16 protein-coding genes are annotated in these 20,215 nt (G+C 71.1%); 3 read left to right on the top strand and 13 right to left on the bottom strand.

Features of this window, described 5'->3' with window-relative positions; genetic code table 11:
- The first annotated feature begins 94 nt into the window (after positions 1-94).
- Entirely contained in the window at positions 95-1,489 is a 1,395-nt protein-coding gene (locus tag ABH923_RS16545) for an MFS transporter (RefSeq protein WP_370056484.1), read from the top strand.
- 72 nt (positions 1,490-1,561) lie between these two features.
- On the opposite strand, the gene ABH923_RS16540 is transcribed toward ABH923_RS16545, so the two are convergent.
- From ABH923_RS16540 to ABH923_RS16530, 3 genes are read right to left on the bottom strand one after another with little or no spacing between them, the layout of a single operon-like run.
- Positions 1,562-2,392, bottom strand: a complete 831-nt coding sequence (locus ABH923_RS16540; protein ID WP_370056483.1) for an ABC transporter permease — start codon at positions 2,390-2,392, stop codon at positions 1,562-1,564.
- Positions 2,389-3,225 carry an ABC transporter permease gene (locus ABH923_RS16535; RefSeq protein WP_370056482.1) on the bottom strand — a complete coding sequence of 279 codons (837 nt, stop codon included), beginning with the start codon at positions 3,223-3,225 and terminating at the stop codon, positions 2,389-2,391. Before ABH923_RS16535 ends, ABH923_RS16540 begins: the two co-directional genes overlap by 4 nt.
- Before the next feature lie 25 nt (positions 3,226-3,250).
- Positions 3,251-4,177 (bottom strand): ABC transporter ATP-binding protein, encoded by a 927-nt coding sequence (locus tag ABH923_RS16530; protein WP_370056480.1) that lies wholly within the window; start codon positions 4,175-4,177, stop codon positions 3,251-3,253.
- 110 nt (positions 4,178-4,287) lie between these two features.
- On the opposite strand from ABH923_RS16530, the gene ABH923_RS16525 reads away from it, so the two are divergent.
- Positions 4,288-6,249 carry an ABC transporter ATP-binding protein gene (locus ABH923_RS16525; RefSeq protein WP_370056479.1) on the top strand — a complete coding sequence of 654 codons (1,962 nt, stop codon included), beginning with the start codon at positions 4,288-4,290 and terminating at the stop codon, positions 6,247-6,249.
- A gap of 76 nt (positions 6,250-6,325) precedes the next feature.
- On the opposite strand, the gene ABH923_RS16520 is transcribed toward ABH923_RS16525, so the two are convergent.
- The gene (locus tag ABH923_RS16520; RefSeq protein WP_370056478.1) at positions 6,326-8,254 is read right to left on the bottom strand and encodes a phosphoenolpyruvate carboxykinase (GTP); all 1,929 of its coding nucleotides are present in this window, start codon (positions 8,252-8,254) and stop codon (positions 6,326-6,328) included.
- A 116-nt stretch (positions 8,255-8,370) separates the two neighbouring features.
- Between ABH923_RS16520 and ABH923_RS16515 the strand changes: the two genes are divergently transcribed.
- Positions 8,371-9,828, top strand: coding sequence for a helix-turn-helix domain-containing protein (locus ABH923_RS16515; protein WP_370056477.1), 1,458 nt, complete (start codon positions 8,371-8,373; stop codon positions 9,826-9,828).
- 143 nt (positions 9,829-9,971) lie between these two features.
- Here ABH923_RS16515 and ABH923_RS16510 read toward each other — a convergent pair whose 3' ends face one another.
- The 9 genes from ABH923_RS16510 to ABH923_RS16470 all read right to left on the bottom strand — a co-directional run bounded on the left by ABH923_RS16510 (position 9,972) and on the right by ABH923_RS16470 (position 20,204).
- Positions 9,972-10,751 (bottom strand): 3-hydroxyacyl-CoA dehydrogenase, encoded by a 780-nt coding sequence (locus tag ABH923_RS16510; RefSeq protein ID WP_370056476.1) that lies wholly within the window; start codon positions 10,749-10,751, stop codon positions 9,972-9,974.
- A gap of 29 nt (positions 10,752-10,780) precedes the next feature.
- Positions 10,781-11,965 (bottom strand): acetyl-CoA C-acyltransferase, encoded by a 1,185-nt coding sequence (locus tag ABH923_RS16505; protein WP_370056475.1) that lies wholly within the window; start codon positions 11,963-11,965, stop codon positions 10,781-10,783.
- Between the two features lie 50 nt (positions 11,966-12,015).
- Entirely contained in the window at positions 12,016-13,479 is a 1,464-nt protein-coding gene (locus ABH923_RS16500; protein ID WP_370056474.1) for an NAD-dependent succinate-semialdehyde dehydrogenase, read from the bottom strand.
- A gap of 52 nt (positions 13,480-13,531) precedes the next feature.
- The gene (locus tag ABH923_RS16495; RefSeq protein ID WP_370056473.1) at positions 13,532-13,993 is read right to left on the bottom strand and encodes an Lrp/AsnC family transcriptional regulator; all 462 of its coding nucleotides are present in this window, start codon (positions 13,991-13,993) and stop codon (positions 13,532-13,534) included.
- Between the two features lie 51 nt (positions 13,994-14,044).
- The gene (locus ABH923_RS16490) at positions 14,045-14,770 is read right to left on the bottom strand and encodes an alpha/beta fold hydrolase (RefSeq protein ID WP_370056472.1); all 726 of its coding nucleotides are present in this window, start codon (positions 14,768-14,770) and stop codon (positions 14,045-14,047) included.
- A gap of 29 nt (positions 14,771-14,799) precedes the next feature.
- The gene (locus tag ABH923_RS16485) at positions 14,800-15,588 is read right to left on the bottom strand and encodes a thiamine pyrophosphate-dependent enzyme (protein WP_370056471.1); all 789 of its coding nucleotides are present in this window, start codon (positions 15,586-15,588) and stop codon (positions 14,800-14,802) included.
- Between the two features lie 93 nt (positions 15,589-15,681).
- Positions 15,682-17,865 carry an efflux RND transporter permease subunit gene (locus ABH923_RS16480; protein ID WP_370056470.1) on the bottom strand — a complete coding sequence of 728 codons (2,184 nt, stop codon included), beginning with the start codon at positions 17,863-17,865 and terminating at the stop codon, positions 15,682-15,684.
- Positions 17,866-17,956: 91 nt separating this feature from the next.
- Positions 17,957-18,538: an isochorismatase family protein gene (locus ABH923_RS16475; protein ID WP_370056469.1), complete on the bottom strand. Its 582-nt coding sequence runs from the start codon at positions 18,536-18,538 to the stop codon at positions 17,957-17,959.
- A 31-nt stretch (positions 18,539-18,569) separates the two neighbouring features.
- Positions 18,570-20,204, bottom strand: a complete 1,635-nt coding sequence (locus ABH923_RS16470; RefSeq protein WP_370056467.1) for a D-alanyl-D-alanine carboxypeptidase/D-alanyl-D-alanine-endopeptidase — start codon at positions 20,202-20,204, stop codon at positions 18,570-18,572.
- Between the last annotated feature and the right edge of the window lie 11 nt (positions 20,205-20,215).

Below are 20,215 nucleotides of genomic sequence, written 5' to 3'. Positions count from 1 at the left end.
CACAAGCGTCCCGTTCCCCTTCACCGCCCGCGCGACGCCCGACCGACGCACACGCTCTGCGGCTGCTCGTCACGTCACCGGAAGTTCTTCACGCATGTCCACGACGGCCTCCGTCACCCCTCCCGTCCCCGCCAACACCCGCGGCCGCGTCATCCTCGCGAGCCTCATCGGCACCTCCATCGAGTTCTACGACTTCTACGTCTACGCCACCGCGGCGGTGCTCGTCTTCCCGTCGCTGTTCTTCACCAGCGAAGACCCGACGGCGGCGCTGCTGTCGTCGTTCGCCGTGTTCGGCGTCGCGTTCATCGCGCGCCCGGTCGGCTCCATCCTGTTCGGACACTTCGGCGACCGGATCGGCCGCAAGGGCACGCTCGTGGGCTCGCTGCTCACGATGGGCATCGCGACCGTCCTGATCGGCTGCCTCCCGACCGCGCAGACGCCCGGCTGGGAGTTCTGGGCGCCGTTCCTGCTCGTGGTGATGCGGTTCTGCCAGGGCCTGGGGCTCGGCGGCGAGTGGAGCGGCGCCGCGCTGCTCGCCACCGAGAACGCTCCGGCGGGCAAGCGGGCGATCTACGGGACCTTCCCGCAGCTCGGCGCGCCGATCGGCTTCATCGTCGCCAACCTGCTGTTCCTGGTGCTCAGCCTCTCCATCGACGCGGAGCAGTTCGCGGCGTGGGGCTGGCGGGTGCCGTTCCTGCTGAGCGCGGTGCTCGTCATCGTCGGCCTGTACGTGCGCCTGAAGCTCGTGGAGACACCCGCCTTCCAGAAGGTCGTCGACACGGGCGAGGTGGCGAAGCTCCCGCTGGCGCGGGTGTTCCGGACGAGCTGGCGGCAGATCGTGCTGGGCACGTTCATCATGCTGGCGACTTACGTGCTCTTCTATCTGATGACGGCCTTCACCCTGACCTATGGGACGACGGCCGCGACCCCGGGGGCCGCGCAGGCCGCCGCCGAGAAGGCGGGCAAGACGTTCTCCGCCGCCGGCTTCGTACCGGGTCTCGGGTACGCGCGCAACGATTTCCTGGTCATGCTCATCATCGGTGTGGTGTTCTTCGGTGTCTTCACCCTCGTCGCAGGCCCGCTCGCCGAGCGCTTCGGCCGCCGGAAGACGCTGATCTGTGTGACGCTCGGGATCATCCTGTTCGGGCTGCTGTTCGTGCCCCTGTTCGCCGGCGGCATGGTGGGGACGATGGCGCTGCTCATCGTCGGCTTCACCCTCATGGGGCTCACGTTCGGGCCGATGGGCGCCGAGTTGCCGGAGCTGTTCCCGACGAACGTCCGGTACACGGGCTCCGCCATCGCCTACAACCTGGCCAGCGTGCTCGGCGCGGCGGTCGCGCCGACCGTCGCGGTCTGGCTGTGGACGATCGGCGGCGGCAGCACGGTCTGGGTCGGCGTCTACCTGTCCGGGGCAGGCGTGCTGACGCTGATCGCGCTGCTGCTGTCGAAGGAGACCCGCGACATCGACTTCACCGACAACGTGAGCTGACCTCCCGCCGAGGGGCACGTTGTTGTCACTTTTCGCGCGCAAAAGTGACAACGACGTGCCCCTCGCGCGTGCTCAGTCGAGGAAGAGGGTGCGGAGGCGACGCGTCGTCAGGATGAGGCCGAGGGCGATCATCACGGCGAAGTAGAGAACGTGCCACAGCATCCCGAGGTCGACGGCGCCGGTCGTGAGGCCGCGGACCAGCTCCACGCCGTGCCAGAGCGGGAGGGCCATGATGATCGACTGGATCCAGGCCGGGTAGACCGTGATCGGATAGAACGTCGCCGACAGGAGGAACATCGGCAGCAGGATGAAGTTGATCCAGTCCATCTGCTGGAACGTCTTCATGTAGCTGGTGATCCCCATCCCGAAGCTGGCGAAGCCGAACGCGATCAGCAACACCGCCGGGAGGGCGAGCAGCGCCCACCAGGACAGATTCAGGCCGAGCACCTGCATCACGATCATGAAGCCGACCGCGTACAGCGCGCCGCGCAGCAGCGCGAGCAGGATCTCGCCGAGCGCCACATCCAGAGGGCCGAGGGAGGTCGACAGCATCCCCTCGTACAGCTTGGCGAAGTGCATCTTGAAGAACACGTTCCAGGTGGAGTCGTACACCGCGCCGTTCATCGCCGCCGTCGCCAGCAGCGCAGGCGCGATGAAGGCGGCGTACGGCACCTGCTGGCCGCCGGCCGTCGTCACGTCGCCGACCAGCTTGCCGAAGCCGATGCCGAGCGAGAGCAGGTAGAAGATCGGCTCGAAGAAGCCGGAGACGATGACCAGCCAGTTCGTGCTGCGGGTGGCCGACCAGCCGCGCTGCATGACCGAGCGCGCGTTGCCCGCGTAGAGCGCGCGCAGCGGACGCGACCGTGAGACGGTCTCGATGAGCGGATCGCGGGTGGTGGTCACTTGTTCAGCCTCCGTCGCGCGATCCGGCGCGCCCACTGCCAGAACACGACGAACAGCGCCGCGAGGTAGAGGACGTGCACGACCGTGAGCCAGAGCGGCTCGGCGTAGCCGTACGCGAAGACGCGGGCGAGCTCGGTGGAGTGCCAGAGCGGCGAGATCCAGCCGATCCACTGGAGGTAGACCGGCATGGCGGCCAGCGGGAAGAACGTGCCGGAGAACAGCGTCATCGGCAGCAGCACGAACCGCATCAGCATCGCGATCTGCCCGGTGTCCTGCTCCAGCGTCGAGACGTACGCCATCACCGGGGCGCCGAACGCCAGGCCGCCGAGCGTCGCGACCAGGATGGCGAGCCAGCCCCACGGGCTCGGCACCGCCCCGAAGAGCAGCATGAAGAGGTAGTAGACGACGCTGGTGCCGAGCAGGCGCGCCACCACCGAGATGACGACGCCGTCGATGATCTGCCCCGGCGCGATCGGGGAGGCGCTGATGCCGGTGAACGTCGGATTCCACTTGAACCCGAGGAAGATCGGGTACGTGAACTCCTCGCTCGCGACAGTGACCCCGGCCGTGCAGAGCAGCGCGGGCGCGACGAACGCCAGGTAGCTCACGCCGTTCACCGCGGTCGGCCCCATGTGGGCGCTCACCAGGCTCCCGAGCCCGACGCCCATCGCGAAGAGGTAGAGGAACGGGTTGCCGAAGCCGGTGACGAGCAGCGTCTGGAGGTACGAGCGCATCACCCGGAAGCGGTGCTCGGCGACGTACCAGGCGCCGAACCGGCGCGGCCGTCCCGAGGCGGCGAGCGCGGCCCGCGTTCCCTCGTCTGTGGAGGTCACACTCATTCGATCAACTCCAGGGAGCTCATTCGATCAGACTCCGCCCGGTGAGCCGCAGGAAGACGTCCTCCAGGCTCGACCGGCGGACCAGGCTGGTGAGCGGGTGGAGGCCACGCTCGGTCAGCCGGGCGAGCTCGGCCTCCCCGTCGTCGCTGTAGACCAGGATGCGGTCGGGCAGCACCTCGACGCGGTCGCCGATGCCGTCCAGCCGCGGCGCGACCTCGGCGTTGCGGTCGGAGCCGAAGCGCACCTCCAGCACCTCCCGGGTCGAGTACTTCCGGATGAGGGACGCCGGGGTGCCCTCTGCCATGATCGCGCCCTTGTCGACCACGACGAGGCGGTCGCAGAGCTGCTCGGCCTCGTCCATGTAGTGCGTGGTGAGCACCAAGGTGGTGCCCTGCTCCTTGAGCCGGAAGAGGCGGTCCCACAGGATGTGCCTGGCCTGCGGGTCGAGGCCGGTGGTCGGCTCGTCCAGCAGCAGGATGCGCGGGTCGTTGATGAGCGCGCGTGCGATCGTGAGCCGCCGCTTCATGCCGCCGGAGAGGTCGTCCACCTTCGCCTTGGCCTTGTCCTCCAACTGCGCGAACGCGAGCAGCTCGTCGGCGCGCTGCCGGACGCGGGCCGCCGGGAGGCCGAAGTAGCGCCCGTAGACGATGAGGTTGTCGCGCACCCGCAGCTCGGTGTCGAGGTTGTCGGACTGCGGCACCACGCCGAGCTGCGACCGGATCTCTGGCCCGTACTGGTCGGGGTCGAGGCCGAGGATGCTCAGCTCGCCCGCCGTGCGGGTGGAGACCGCGCCGATCATCCGCATGGTGGTCGACTTGCCTGCCCCGTTCGGGCCGAGGAGACCGAACGACTCCCCCGCCTCGACCTCGAAGCTGATGCCGTCGACCGCGGGGAAGTCCTTGTACTTCTTGACCAGGTCGGCGGCGGTGATGACAGACGTCGGCATAGTTCAGCACTGTAGCCCGCACCCCGGACATTCCTGCAGTGTCAGCAAACCGGCAGCCCATAGGAAGTACGGTCGAAGCAGCATCCCGAATCTCCTGTCGAAGGACCCCCATGAGCACCGAAACCACCGCCGCTCCACGCCGCCGTTCGCCCTTCGCGCGGCGGGAGGCGGACAGTGGACCGCGCGCGCGGTTCAGCCAGCTCCTCCCCTACCTGCTCGAGCACCGCGGCGTGCTCTCGTTCGTCGTCGTGCTGAGCGTGCTCGGCGCCGCGGCGAGCCTCGCACAGCCGCTGCTGGTCAGCCAGGTGATCACCATCGTGGGCAAGGGCGAGCCACTGGGCGGGATCGTCTGGGGGCTCGTCGCGCTCGTCGTTGTCTCCGCGCTCATCTCCGGCTACCAGCACTACCTCCTGCAGCGCACCGGCGAGGGCGTCGTGCTGTCGTCGCGCCGCAAACTGGTGGCGCGGTTGCTGCGCCTGCCGATCAGCGAGTTCGACACCCGGCGCACCGGCGATCTGGTGTCGCGCGTCGGCTCGGACACCACGCTGCTGCGCGCCGTGCTCACGCAGGGACTCGTGGAGGCCATCGGCGGCGCGCTGACGTTCATCGGCGCGCTCATCGCCATGCTCATCATCGACCCGGTGCTGCTCGGGCTGACCGTTCTCGTGGTCGCCGTCTCCATCGTCGTGGTCACGCTGCTGTCCGGCCGCATCCGCGTCGCCAGCCAGAAGGCGCAGACCAAGGTGGGCGACCTCGCCGCCGCGGTGGAGCGCGCGATCAGCTCGGTGCGGACGATCCGCGCGGCGAACGCCACGGATCGGGAGCTGGCGGCCGTGGACGCCGACGCGACCGGAGCCTGGAAGATGGGCATCCAGGTCGCCAAGATCTCCGCGCTCGTCGTGCCGGTCGCGGGCATCGCGATGCAGGTGTCGTTCCTGGTGGTGCTCGGCGTCGGCGGCTTCCGGGTCGCCAGCGGTGCGATCACCGTCGCGAACCTGGTGGCGTTCATCCTCTTCCTGTTCATGATGATCCTGCCGCTCGGCCAGGCGTTCGGCGCGATCACCGCGGTGAACTCGGCGCTCGGCGCGCTCGGCCGCATCCAGGAGATCCTCGACCTCCCCACCGAGGACCAGTACGACCGCGAGATCGCGCCGCTCGGGATGACCGTCGGCGTCGCGAACGAGGGGCTCGCGCCGCACGCGCCGGCGATCGAGTTCGTGGACGTGGAGTTCGCCTACCCGTCGTCGCCGGAGCGCGACGAGCGGTCCGCCGTCGCGGCCGCGCCTGCCGACGCCGAGCGCATCGCCCTCGGGGCGTTCGGCGGCGTCGACGTGGTCGCCGAGGCGGAGGCGGCGGCCGGGCTCGGCGCCGACACCGCGACCGCGACGCACGGCGGGGTGCTGCACGGCGTCAGCTTCACGGTGCCGCGCGGCAAGCGCACGGCGCTGGTCGGCCCGTCCGGCGCGGGCAAGTCGACCATCCTCGCGCTGATCGAGCGGTTCTACGACCCGGAGGCCGGTCAGGTGCGCTTCGGCGGGATGGACGTCCGCACGCTCGACCGCGTCGCGTTGCGCTCCAACATCGGCTACGTCGAGCAGGACGCTCCGGTGCTCGCCGGTTCGCTGCGTGACAACCTGAAGCTGGCGACGCCGGACGCGACCGACGAGCAGTGCGTCGACGTCCTCCACGCCGTCAACCTGACCGAGGTGCTGGAGCGCAGCGACCTCGGCCTGGACGCGCCGGTCGGCGAGGACGGCATCATGCTCTCCGGCGGCGAGCGTCAGCGGCTCGCGATCGCGCGTGCGCTGCTCGCCGCTCCCCCGGTGCTGCTGCTGGACGAGTCGACCTCCAGCCTGGACGGCCGCAACGAGCAGCTCATGCGGGAGGCCATCGACGCCGTCGCCGAGGACCGCACCCTCCTGGTGATCGCGCACCGGCTCTCCACCGTCGTGGACAGCGACCAGATCGTCGTCCTCGACCACGGCCGCGTCGTCGGAGTGGGAACCCACTCCGAACTCGTCGCCAGCACCCCCCTCTACCGCGACCTGGCCAAGCACCAACTCCTCGTCTGACCACGGGCCGCCGAGACGGCGCAAAGTGGGCGCACAACCGCCGAGACGGCAGAGAATCTGCCGTCTCGGCGGTTTGCTACGCGTGGAGGTGGTAGCGGAGGGAGGCGAGCTCGGCGCGGAGTGCGGCGGGGACGCGGGTGCCGAACTGGTCGAAGTACTCCTCGGTGAGATCGCACTCGGCCAGCCAGCTCGCACGGTCGACCTCGAAGAGCTCGGCGACGTCCTCGGCCGGGAGGTCCAGGCCGTCGAGGTCGAGCTCCTCCACCAGCGGGAGGCGGCCGATCGGCGTCGACGCGGCGCCGGCCGTGCCCTCCACCCGGCGCGCGATCCACTCGATCACGCGCGAGTTCTCGCCGAACCCGGGCCACAGGAACCGGCCGTCGTCGCCCTTGCGGAACCAGTTCACCTGGAACACCGCCGGCGCCTTCGAGCCGAGCTTCTCGCCCACCTCGAGCCAGTGGCCCCAGTAGTCCGCCATGTTGTAGCCGCAGAACGGCAGCATCGCGAACGGGTCGCGGCGCAGCTCGCCGACCGTACCCTCGGCCGCAGCCGTCTTCTCCGACGAGATGGTCGCGCCGATGAAGACGCCGTGCTTCCAGTCGCGGGCCTGCGCCACGAGCGGCACATTGGTGGCGCGGCGGCCGCCGAACAGGATGGCGTCGATCGGCACGCCGTCGACCGCGTCCCAGTCGTCGGCGATGCTCGGGCACTGCGCGGCCGACACGCAGAACCGGGAGTTCGGGTGCGCAGCCGGGCGTCCGCTCTCGGGCGTCCAGTCGTTGCCCTGCCAGTCGATGAGGTGCGCGGGCGGGGTCTCGGTGAGGCCCTCCCACCACACGTCGCCGTCGTCGCGGAGCGCCACGTTGGTGAAGATCGTGTTGCCCCACAGGGTCTCGACCGCGGTCTTGTTGGTCAGCTCGCCCGTCCCCGGCGCAACGCCGAAGAAGCCCGCCTCGGGGTTGATGGCGCGCAGCCTCCCGTCAGCGCCCTGCCGGAGCCAGGCGATGTCGTCTCCGATCGTCTCGACCTTCCAGCCCGGGATGGTCGGCTGCAGCATGGCGAGGTTCGTCTTGCCGCACGCCGACGGGAACGCCGCCGCGAAGTGGAACGGGCGTCCCTCGGGCGAGGTGACCTTGACGAGCAGCATGTGCTCGGCCAGCCAGCCCTCGTCGCGCGCCATCGCCGACGCGATCCGCAGGGCGAAGCACTTCTTGGCCAGGATCGCGTTGCCGCCGTAGCCGGAGCCGTAGGACCAGACCTCGCGCGTCTCCGGGAACTGGACGATGTACTTGGTGGTGTTGCACGGCCAGGTCACGTCGTCGTGACGCACACCGGCGTCGTCGATCAGCGGCGCGCCGACGCTGTGCACGGTCGGCACCCACGGCTGCCCGGCGTCGATCAGGTCGAGCACCGCACTGGTCACGCGGGTCATCAGTCCCATGCTGACGGCCACGTAGGCGGAGTCGGTCAGCTCGACGCCGACCTGCGAGATCGGACCGCCCAGCGGGCCCATCGAGAACGGGACGACGTACATCGTGCGACCGCGCATGCTGCCGGCGAAGACCCCGCGCAGCTCGGCGCGCATGCCCTCCGGCTCGCGCCAGTTGTTGGTAGGGCCGGCGTCCTCCTCCTTGAGGGAGCAGATGAAGGTGCGATCCTCGACGCGGGCGACGTCGCCCGGGTCGGTGCGCGCCAGGAAGCTGTTCGGGCGCCACTCCGGGTTGAGCCGGATGAGCTTGCCCTCGGCGACGAGCTCCTTGGTCAGCCGGTCGGCCTCCCCCGGGGTGCCGTCGCACCAGACGATGCTCTCGGGCTGGGTGAGTTCGGCGATCTCGGCGACCCAGGCGCGCAGGCCGGCGAGGCCGGTCGGGCGGGTCGGTGCGGTGGACTCGGTGGCAGGCGTGTGGCGTGCGGCGGGGGTGGAGGCCGCCGGGTACGCGTGGGTCTCGTGGTCGGCGTCGGCCTCGTGGGCCTGGTCGGTCAGCGGGAGCTCGGCGATGGACATTCCGTCGTCCTCTCGGTTGGAAAGATCGGTGCGTGAATCCAGGATCCAGCAGAATTCATGGCCGCGGGTGGGAATCTGCACGTAAAGAATGGCGATTCTTTCGCTATTGTGAAGGGATGGACTCCCTCGCCACCGAAGCGGCGACTGCCGACGTCGCCACCCTCGGGCACCGCATCCGACACTTCCGCACGCAGCGCGGCCTGACCCTGGACGAGCTCGGCGCCGCTGCCGGGGTCGCCGCCAGCCAGCTCTCGCTGATCGAGAACGGCAAACGCGAGCCGCGCGTCTCCCTGCTCGGCACGCTCGCCGCCGCGCTCGGCGTCCCGCTCGCCGAGTTGCTGTCCGCCGAGCCGCCGGACGCCCGCGCTGCGCTGGAGATCGAGCTCTCCCGCGCACAGAAGGGATCGCTGTACGGCTCGCTCGGCCTCCCCGCCGTCAAGCCGACGAAGGGCACGCCCACCGAGACGCTGGAGGCCCTGGTCGGCCTGCACCGCGAGCTCGCCCGCCGCGCCAGCGAGGCGATCGCGACGCCCGAGGAGGCCAGACGGGCGAACACCGAGCTGCGCGAGCGGATGCGCCGGCAGGACAACTACATCCCCGACATCGAGAAACTCGCCGAGGAGCAGGTGCGCGCGTCGGGCCACGTCCGCGGCGCGCTCACGCACCGCGAAGTCAGCGTGATGGCCGAGCAGCTCGGCTTCGAACTGATCTACGTCGACGACCTCCCGCGCTCCACCCGCTCGATCACCGACCTGGAGAACGGGCGCATCTACCTGCCGCCGGCCTCCATCCCCGGCGGCCACGGCCTCCGCTCGATGGCGCTGCAGGCGATGGCGCACCGGCTCCTCGGCCACGAGCGCCCGGCGAGCTACGCGGACTTCCTGCGGCAGCGGCTGGAGATCAACTACTTCGCGGCGTGCGCGCTGATGCCGGAGGCCGCGGCGGTGGCGTTCCTGCAGCAGGCCAAGAAGGAGAAGGACGTCGCCGTGGAGGACTTCCGAGACGCGTTCGGCGTCACCCACGAGGCGGCGGCGTTGCGCCTGACCAACCTGGCGACCCGGCACCTGGACATGCCGCTGCACTTCCTCCGCGTCGGCGACGACGGCACGCTCTACAAGGGCTACGAGAACGACGGCCTCCCCCTCCCGACCGACGTCACCGGCTCGATCGAGGGCCAGACGGTCTGCCGCAAGTGGGGCGCCCGGAACGCGTTCGCGCGCACCAACCGCACCACGGAGTTCTACCAGTACACGGACACCCCGGCCGGCACGTACTGGTGCTCGACGCAGACCGGGAGCACGGCCGATGGCGGCTACTCGATCAGCGTCGGCGTCCCGTTCGACCAGGCCAAGTGGTTCCGCGGCCGGGAGACGACGGCGCGCGCCGAGTCCCGCTGCCCAGACGAGTCGTGCTGCAAGCGGCCGGCGACCGAGCTGACCGGGCACTGGGCGGGCAAGGCGTGGCCGAGCGCGCGCCTGCACGCGCACATCCTGTCGCCGCTGCCGTCGGGGTCGTTCCCCGGGGTGGACGACTCCGACGTGTACACGTTCCTGGAGGCGCACTCCGGGATCTGACTGCGCGCACATTCGTGCCGAATGTGGCTTTTCGCCGCGCCAAAACGACGATTCGTGCCGAATGCCGTTTCTCGCGGCGGCGAAGCATTCGTGCCGAATGTTCCTTTTCGCCGCGCCAAAACGACGATTCGTGCCGAATGTCGTTACTTCGGCTGCATCCGGATGGCGCCGTCGAGGCGGATGGTCTCGCCGTTGAGCATGGGGTTCTCCACGATCGACCGCACGAGCTGCGCGTACTCCGCGGGGCGGCCGAGGCGCGACGGGTGCGGCACCTGGGCCGCCAGGGAGTCCTGCGCGGCCTGCGGGAGGCCGGCCATCATCGGCGTCTCGAAGATGCCGGGCGCGATGGTGACGACGCGGATCAGGCTGCGGGCGAACTCGCGGGCGAGCGGCAGCGTCATCGCGGCGACGCCGCCCTTCGACGCGGAGTAGGCGGGCTGGCCGATCTGGCCGTCGAACGCGGCGACGGAGGCGGTGTTGACGATGACGCCGCGCTCCTGGCCGCCGGGGACGTCCTGGCCGAGCGCTTCGGTCTCCGCCATCGCGGCCGCGGCGAGGCGCACCACGTTGAACGTGCCGATCAGGTTGACCCGGATGACGCGCTCGAAGCTCTCCAGCGGGAGGACGCCGTCGCGGCCGAGCACCTTCTGGGCGGTGGCGATGCCGGCGCAGTTCACCACGACCCGCAGCGGGCCGAGGGAGCCTGCGGTGTCCACGGCGGCCTGCACCTGCTCCTCGTCGGTCACATCCGCGGGGACGAACCGGGCGTGCGGGCCGAGCGCGACGGCGGCCTTCTCGCCCTCCGAGCTGGGCAGGTCCAGGATGACGACGCGCGCGCCGGCCTCCATGAGCGCCCTGGCGGTGGCGTTGCCGAGGCCGCTGGCGCCGCCGGTGACGAGCGCCGAACATCCGTCGATCTGCATGGTGGGTCCTTTCGAGGGGAGGTGGGTGGCTACAGGCGTTCGATGAGGGTGGCGTTGGCGGTGCCGCCGCCCTCGCACATGGTCTGGAGGCCGAAGCGGCCACCGGAGGCCTCCAGCTCGTTGAGGAGGGTGCCGAGCAGACGCGTCCCGGACGAGCCGAGTGCGTGGCCCAGCGCGATCGCGCCGCCGCGCGGGTTCATCCGCGCCGGGTCGGCGTCGAACTCGCGCAGCCAGAGCAACGGCACCGGCGCGAACGCCTCGTTGACCTCGTAGGCGGCGATGTCCTCCAGCTTCACACCGCTCCGGTCGAGGAGTTTGCGGGTCGCCGGGAGGATGCCGGTGAGCATGAACAGGGGGTCGCTTCCGGCCACGGCGAACGAGTGGAAGCGTGCCCGCGGCCGCAGCCCCAGCCGCGCGGCGGCCTCCGCGCTCATGATCAGGGCGGCGGAGGCGCCGTCGGTCAGCGGCGACGAGTTGCCCGGCGTGATCCGCCAGTCGAGCTGCGGGAATCGCGCGGCGAGCCGGTCGGTGCGGAACGACGGCGACAGCGCCGCCAGCTTCTCGGCGGTCGTCCCCGGCCGGATAGTCTCGTCCGCCGTCACGCTCCCGCTGTCCGGCGTCGGCACGGGCACCAGCTCGCTGTCGAACGCGCCGGAGGCCGCCGCCTCCGCCGCGCGCCGGTGCGACTCGGCGGCGAACGCGTCGAGCTCCTCCCGGGGGAACCTCCAGCGCTCGGCGATCAGCTCCGCCGAGACGCCCTGATTCACCAGTCCCTCCGGGTAGCGCGCGTGCAGCAGCTCGCCGCCGAGGGACGCGCCGCCGAGGTTGGATCCCATCGGCGACCTGCTCATCGACTCCACGCCGCAGGCGATCACGATGTCGTAGGCGCCCGCGATCACGCCCTGCGCGGCGAACGCCGCGGCCTGCTGGCTGGAGCCGCACTGGCGGTCGATCGTGACCCCCGGCACGCTCTCCGGGAAACCGGCGCTCAGGAGGGCCGTGCGCGCGATGTTCCCGGCCTGCTCCCCCGACTGCGTCACGCAGCCGGCGATCACATCGTCGACGAGAGCCGGGTCGAGGCCGTTGCGGTGCACCAGCTCGGCCAGGACCCCGGCGAGCAGGTCGGCCGGGTGGAGGTCGGACAGCTCGCCGCCCGGTTTGCCGCGCCCGGAGGGCGTGCGGACGACGTCGACGATGACGGCTTCGGTGGCCATGATGGTGCGCTCCTCGGCTCGGTGGTGGACTCTGCTCGAATGGGGACGGGTCAGACGCTGAACGGGTCCGGCGTCAGGGTGTACTTGGTGCTGAGGTACTCGTGGATGCCCTCCAGGCCTCCCTCGCGCCCCAGCCCCGACTGCTTCACACCGCCGAACGGCGCAGCGGCATTGGAGACGACGCCCACGTTGAGCCCCATCATGCCGGTCTGCAGCCGGTCGATCATCCGCTGGCCGCGCGCGAGGTCCTTCGTGAACACGTACGACACCAGCCCGAACTCGGTGTCGTTGGCGATCCGCACCGCCTCGTCCTCGTCGCGGAAGCGCACGATCGACAGCACGGGGCCGAAGATCTCCTGCCTCAGGATCTCGCTGCCCGCCCGGACGTCCGTGACGACGGTGGGCTCGAAGAACGTGCCGGGGCCGGAGACCCGCGACCCGCCCGCGAGCACCAGCGCGCCGCGCGAGACCGCGTCCTCCAGGAGCTCGGCGGCCTTGTCGACGGCGTCCGCGTTGATGAGCGGGCCGATCGTCACGCCGTCCTCGGTGCCGCGGCCGATCTTCATCGCCTTCACCCGCTCGGCGACCCGGCGGGCGAACTCGTCGGCGACGTCCTCGTGCACGATGAACCGGTTGGCGGCCGTGCAGGCCTCCCCGATGTTGCGGAACTTCGCGAGCATCGCGCCGTCCACCGCCCGGTCGAGGTCGGCGTCGTCGAACACCACGAACGGGGCGTTGCCGCCGAGCTCCATCGAGGTGCGCAGGACGTTCTCCGACGCCTGCTGCAAGAGCTTGCGGCCGACCTCGGTGGAGCCGGTGAACGACAGCTTGCGCAGGCGCGGGTCGGCGATGATCGGTGCGGAGACCTTCCCGGAGGTGGAGGTCGTGATCACGTTGAGCACGCCGGCGGGGAGGCCGGCGTCCTCCAGCAGGCGGGCGAAGTACAGCGTCGTGAGCGGGGTGAGCTCCGCCGGCTTCACGACGACGGTGCAACCCGCGGCGAGCGCCGGCGCGATCTTCCTGGTCGCCATCGCGAGCGGGAAGTTCCACGGCGTGATCAGGAAGCACGGCCCCACCGGGTGCTGCGACACGATCATGCGGCCCGTACCCTCGGGGTTGGTCCCGTAGCGGCCGGCGATGCGCACGGCCTCCTCGGAGAACCAGCGCAGGAACTCGCCGCCGTAGCTGACCTCCCCGTTGGACTCCGCGAGCGGCTTGCCCATCTCCAGCGTCATCAGGAGGGCGAACTCCTCCCGGCGCTCCTGCAGGAGGTCGAACGCGCGGCGCAGGATCTCGCCGCGGGCGCGTGGCGGGGTGGCCGCCCACGCGTCGGCCGCGGCGACCGCGGCGTCGAGTGCGCGCGTGCCGTCCTCCACCGACGCGTCCGCGATCTCGCGGATGAGGTCGCCGGTCGCCGGGTCGTAGACCTTCAGGGTGCCGTTCGCTCCCGGCAGCCACTCGCCGCCGATGAACAGGCGGTCGGGCACGCGCTCCAGCAGGGTCTTCTCGTCCATCGTCACTCCTCGTCTCGTGTCGTGTCGTCCGGTGTCCGCGTCCGGGATGCGCTCAGTCCTCCACCGCGGACTCCACCAGCGGCACGCTGCGCTGCTCGATCGTGGTCTCCAGGGCGATCACCGTGGAAGTGCGGCTGATGCCCGGCTCGCTGAGGATGCCGCTGATCACCCGCTGCAGGTCGGCGTTCGAGCGCGCGACGACCCGGATCAGCAGGTCCCCGGCGCCGGTGACCGTGTGCACCTCCAGGACCTCGGGGATGCCCCGCAGGTGGTCGATGACGGAGAGGTCGCTCTGGGCGATCTCCGCGGTGATGAACGCCGTGACAGGGAAGCCGAGCCGGAGGCTGTCGATCGTCGGCGCGAAGTCCTTGATCACCCCCGTGCGCTGCAGCCGGTCGAGCCGGGCCTGCACGGTGCCGCGCGCGACGCCGAGCCTCCTCGAGGCCTCGAACACGCCCAGCCTGGGCTCCTCCGTGAGCAGCGCGATGAGGTCGGCATCCAGCCTGTCGATCATGCGGGCACTCCTTCGCTCCTCGCACATCGTACGACCCGCCGGCCGCGTCTCCTACAGGCTGACCGAAGCTCCCAGGAAGGGAATGGCAGCCTGCTTGAAGGCGCGGGCGCTGAGGGCGGTGATGTGGTTGCGGCGCGGCAGCAGCACCAGCTCGGCGCCGAGCAGCCGGGCCGCCTCGTCCGCGTCCCCGGCGACCGGGTCGGCGTCACCCGCGACCACGAGGGTCGGAACGGTCGAGGCGAGCGGCAGCGGATGCTGCGCCATCCCCGTCGCGCACGCGGCGAGCGCCTCGCGGTCGACGCCGGGGGCCTCGCGCAGGGAGGCCAGGAGGGGCGCCAGCGGGTTGTCGGCCGGCAGCGTGTCCGCGCCGTCCAGGATCGCCTGCCGCACGGCCTCCACGCCCCAGTGGGCGAACTGCTCGACCGTGCCGACGCCGCCGACCACGAGACGTCGGACGCGCTCCGGCGCCAGGCCGACGAGGGCCAGGGCCACCCAGCTCCCCATCGAGTAGCCGATGACGTCGACGCGGTCGAGGCCCTGCTCGTCCAGCACGGTCAGCAGGTCCTCCGCGAGCAGATCGGGCGAGTAGGCCGCCGGGTCGTGCGGTGCGTCGGACGCGCCGTGGCCGCGCAGGTCGGGGACGATCGCGCCGCGGCCCGCCTCCGCGAGCGCGGCGACCCAGCCGGTGGACTCCCAGGTGAGCGCGCCGGTGGTGGCGAAGCCGTGGACCAGCAGGACGGGGTCGACCCCGGGATGGCGTTCGACGTGGATGCGCATGGTCCCATCCTCGCCGATCGCGGCCGGGTTCAGGCTCCGACGGTGAGCCGGGCGCGCAGCCGGTCGGCGAGCGAATCAGCGGTGTCGGCGACTTCGGCGAAGTAGCCGTCGTCCACCGTCCGCGTCGCGCGCAGGCGCTGCTCGCAGACCACGAGAGGGTCGCGCGCGGGCCACGCGGACGGACCGGGCAGCACAGCGTCGATCAGGACAGGGCCCGCACCGGACCTGGCGAGGTCCAGCGCCTTCACGGTGGCGTCGTGGACCGCGAGCGCGTCGGCGCCGTCGACCAGGAGCACGGGCATCCCTGCCCCCTCGGTGCGGCCCGAGCTGGACAGGAAGACAACGGGCAGGGTGGAGGCTCGCGCGGTCGTCACCGCGGTGCGCAGCTCCGCCGCGGATCCGGCGCCGGAGCCGAGCGGGATGAGGGCGCACCCTCCCGTGCGGTCGAGCTTCGCGCAGAGCGCCCAGCCGACGGCGTGGGTCACCGGCCCTTCGACGGCGTCCGCGGCGCGCAGAGAGCGCAGCACGGCAGCGGGGTCGGCGCCGAGGGCGATCGACATCCCCGGCTCGTGGGCGGTCGGGAAAGCCCGGTCGCGGGAGGTCTGCAGCGCGAGCGCCGCGCCCACCTGCACCGCCTCCCGGCCGCGGGAGTCGACGTAGCCGGGGAGGACGCCGTGGCCGCACAGGGCGACGGCTTCGCGATCGAGGCGCCGGACGGTCGCCAGGGTCCGGTACAGCCGGCGGAGCAGTGCGGCGACGTCGGCGCCCGGTCCGCCGATCGACGCGCCGAGAGTCGGCTCGAGGATCGTGGGGGTCATGCAGGCCACTCTGACCGACCGTCGCGGAGGCGGCAATGCAACAGCGGCGGGGCGCGCATCCTGCTCATCCGAGCAGCGGTCGCCCGCCTCCCGCTATACAGACTGCCGGGGCGCCCGCCACAGCTTCGACGGCCACCAGATCGCGCGACCCACGTCGTAGGACACCGCGGGCACGAGCAGCGAACGCACCAGCACGGTGTCGAGCAGCACCCCGAACGCGACGATGAACGCGATCTGCACCAGGAACAGGATCGGGATGACCGCGAGGGCCGCGAACGTCGCTGCCAGCACCACTCCCGCCGACGTGATGACGCTGCCGGTCATCCCGAGCCCGCGCAGGATTCCGGGACGGGTGCCGAGCCGCAGCGACTCCTCCCGCACGCGCGTCATCAGGAAGATGTTGTAGTCCACCCCGAGCGCGACCAGGAACACGAACCCGAACAGCGGCACGCTCGCGTCGGCGCCCGGGAAGCGGAACAGGTGGTCGAACACCAGCGCGGAGACGCCGAGCGCCGCCGCGTATGACAGCACGACACTGCCGATCAGCAGCACCGGCGCGAGGATCGACCGGAGCAGCAGCATCAGCACCAGCAGGATCACCAGCAGCACGATCGGGATGATCCGCAGCAGGTCCCGCTGCGCCGTGTCGTTGGTGTCGAGGGCGATCGCCGTGACGCCGCCGACGAGCACGCCGGATCCCGCCGACGGGAGGTCGCGGCGCAGGTCGCGGACCACCTGCTCGGCCGCGGCGGAGTCGGGCTGCGCCTTCAGGGTCGCCTGGATGAGGACCCGGCCGTCCTTCACGACCGGCGGCGGCGCGCTCTGGCCCGGCTGGGTCGGCCGCACGTTTCCGGCGTACAGGGTCGCGGCTGAGATGCCGTCATTCTTCTTCGTGGCGGCGAGCACGGCATCCCCGTCGGCCTCCTTCGCCACGATCACCACCGGCGCGCCCGACCCGGCGTCGAAGTGCTTCGCGAGCACCTTCTGGCCGTCGACGGCGTCCGACTGGGTGAGCACCAGCGCGGTCTGCTCCACGCCGTTCGCCTTGAGCTGGGTCAGCCCGAACGCACACGCCACGAGGACCACGAACGACACGATCCAGGTCAGGCGCGGCCGGTGCGCGATGAGCAGACCGACGCGCCGCCAGACGCCGCGGATGCCCTCCAGCCCGGCCACGCGCTCGGTCCCCTCGTGCTTGTGGTCGTGCGCGTGCTCGCCGCCCGCGTACTTCGGCCGGAACGGCCAGAACGCCGCCCGCCCGAACACCGCGAGCAGGGTCGGCAGCAGCGTGAGCGCCGACAGCAGCGAGAACACGATCCCGATCGCGGCGATCGGGCCGAGGCTCTTGTTCGAGTTGAGGTCGGAGAACAGCAGGCAGAGCAGGGCGAGGATGACCGTGGCGCCGGAGGCCAGGATCGGCTCGAACGCGGCCCGCCACGCCGTCACGATCGCCGTCCAGCGCGATTCGTCGTGCTCCAGCGCCTCCCGGTAGCGGGCGACGAGCAGCAGCGAGTAGTCGGTCGCAGCGCCGATCACCAGGATGGAGAGGATGCCCTGGCTCTGGCCGCTGAGCTTGATCCAGCCCCAGAGCGCGAAGAGATAGACCACGAGGATCGCCGCGCACAGCGCGAACACCGAGGTGAGCAGCACCAGGACCGGCAGCAGCAGCGCCCGGTACACCAGTAGCAGGATCACGAACACGGCGCCGACGGCCACCAGCAGCAGGATGCCGTCGATGCCGCCGAACGCGTTGACCAGGTCGGCGGTCAGCCCGGCGGGTCCGGTGACCCAGCCCTGCGTCCCGGAGGGCAGTTCGCTCTTCAGGACGCTGCGCAGGTCGGCGACCACCGTCTTCACGTTGTTCGTGTCGGCGACCGGGACGATGAACTCGACCGCCCTGCCGTCCTGCGAGGGGATGGGACCGGCGACGCTCGTGGTCTGGCCGGATTCCGGAGTCTGCACGCCCGGCACGTCGCCGAGCTTCGCGCCGATGGCGGCGAACGAGGCGAGGTCGCTCTGCGGGATGGTCGACCCGGACTGGATGACCACGATCGCGGGCACCGCCTGCGAGTCGGTGAAGCGCTTCTGCCAGTCCTGCACCGCGGTCGACTCGGCGCTGGCCGGGAGGAACGCGGCCTGGTCGTTGCTGGACACCCCGGAGAGCTTGCCGAAGGTGGGGCCGCCGAGGCTCCCGGCGATGAACCAGATCACGATGACGACGGTCGGCAGCACGATGCGCAGCCAGCGAGCCGGAGTCCAGTCGGATCGGGTCTTCATCTGCGCGCCTCCGGATTAGCTAGCCTGGTTAGTAATCAGCCTAGCGCGCATGAAAAGGATCGCGCCACCCGGGAATGACAAGACCGGGTGCTCACGCGGTGACGACGATTTCCGCCCCCGCGTGCGCCAGCTCCGCCAGAGCCGCCTCCGACGACTCCGCCGCGACCCCCGCCACCAGCTCGGTGAGCACGCGCACCCGCTGGCCGTGGCTCAGCGCGTCCAGCGCGGACGCCCGCACGCAGTAGTCGGTCGCGATCCCGACCACGTCGACCGTGTCGATCCCGTGCTCGTCCAGGAGGTTGTGGACCGTCGAGCCGGCGTCGGTGCGCCCCTCGAAGATCGAGTACGCCGGGACGCCCTGCCCCTTGCGGATGTGGTAGCCGACGCGGGACGTGTCGAACGCGGGATGGTACTCCGCACCGTCCGTGCCGGCGACGCAGTGCGCGGGCCAGGTGTTCACGAAGTCCGGCTCGGCGTCGGTCGCGAAGTGTCCGCCGTTGTCGTTGTCGCGGTCGTGCCAGTCGCGGCTCGCGAGGATGATCGCGTACTCGTCGGCGTGCGCACGGAGGTGCTCGGTGATGGCCGCCGCCACCGCCGCTCCCCCGTCCACGCCGAGCGCTCCCCCCTCGGTGAAGTCGTTCTGCACATCGATGATGAACAGCGCCTTGCCCATCGCCGCCTCCCCTGCTCGGCCGACGCCCGGCTCAGCCGTTGGTGAGGTTGTCCCCACATTTGTAGAAGCCGGTCGTCAGCGTGTCGATCGCCTGCTTGGCATTGTCGCTCACCGGGCCGAGCGCGTACACAGCGAACGTGAGTTGCGATCCGTCTGCCGCGTCGATGATGCCGGAGAGCGTGTAGCCGTTGTTGATCCAGCCGGTCTTGGCGTGCACGGAACCGTCCGCGATCGAGCTCGCCCCGGTGAACCGGCTGTAGCCCGGCCCGAGCGTCCCGGTCCGGCCGGCGACCGGCAGTCCGTCGTAGACCACGCCGAGCCCGTTCTGCCGGTTGAGCACCTTGACGAAGAGTTGCGTCAGGTACGACGGCGGCACGGCGTTGTCGGCGCTGAGCCCGGAGCCGTCGGCGATGTGGATGCCGGTGGTGTCGATGCCGTAGGCCTTCAGCCCGGCCAGCACGCCCGCGTTCTCGGCGGCGAACGTGTTGCCTGCGCCGGTCTTGATCGCGACGAGCCTGGCGAGCTCCTCCATGATCGTGTTGTCGGAGTACGTCATCGCCTGGTCGATCAGCGTGGTCACCGGCTGCGACTGCACCGCCGCGAGCTGGCGGGCGCCTGCGGGGGCGGTGCCGGAGGTCACCGGGACGTTCGTGCCGAGGTACTGCTGGAAGTACTGCACAGCGCGGCCGACCGGGTCGGTGCTGCGCGGCGACTCGACAGCGCCGGGGTCGTTGCGGTCGCCGTCCACCATCAGCGCGGACATGTACGGCGTCGAACCCTCGACGACGCGCTCCTCGTGCTCGTCCCAACTCGGCTGCCACAGTGGGCCGCCGAACAGCGACGTGTCCACCACGATCGAGGTCACGGGCGCGCCGCCGAGCGCCTGCTTGGTCTGGGTGGCGAGGTCCTGGATGGAGGGCGCGTTCGTGTAGAAGGCGCCCTGGCCGCCCGGGAGGCGCGACAGGGTCACGTCACCGCCGCCGACGATGACGACCTGGCCGGGCACGCTGCCGGCGACGACCGTGGTCTGCACGCGGTAGTCCGGGCCGAGCGTCGCGAGGGCGGCGGCGGAGGTCAGCGTCTTGAGCACGGACGCGGTCGGGCCCGGCGTGCCGCCGTTCCGGTCGAACAGCACCTGGCCGGTCTTGGCGTTGACGACCTGGGCCTCCAGGTTGCCGAGCCGGCCGTCCTGGGCCAGGGAGGCCACCGAGCAGGTGCGGATGCGGCTCGCGGCCGGCTGCGCGGCGGGCACGGGGCGCGCCGGGTCGGCGGTGGGAGTCGGGGTCGGGGTGGGCGTGCGAGTCGCGGAATGGGTCGGCGGCGCGGCGACCGCGGCCCCGGCCGGCGCCGACCCGACCGTCGCACCGAGAGCCACGCTGCCCGCGCCGAGGAGCACGAACGCGACAGTCGCGCCGGCGGCGATCCAGGCCTTCGGGTGCGTGCGGATGGCGGACATCACGCCCGCGACAGCGCCGCTGATGGCGCCGGACACCGCCGCTCCCGCACCGGCCCCGCCGGCCGAGCGACGGCCGGAAGGGGTCGCTCCCGTGCCGGGCTCACTCGTCGCAGAGGAGTCCCCGGTGGGGAGAACAGAGTTCAGGGGGTTCGTCGATTCAGACCCGGTGCCGTCGGTTGCACCGGAGTCGCGCTGGTCCGGTTCGCGCATCCGGGTATAGT

Origin of the sequence: Leifsonia sp. EB41 (genome assembly GCF_041262565.1) — a bacterium.
In the GTDB taxonomy this organism is placed as follows: Bacteria; Actinomycetota; Actinomycetes; order Actinomycetales; family Microbacteriaceae; genus Leifsonia.
The sequence above is the reverse complement of the archived record's forward strand: the minus strand, read 5'-3'. Positions and strand labels throughout refer to the sequence as shown.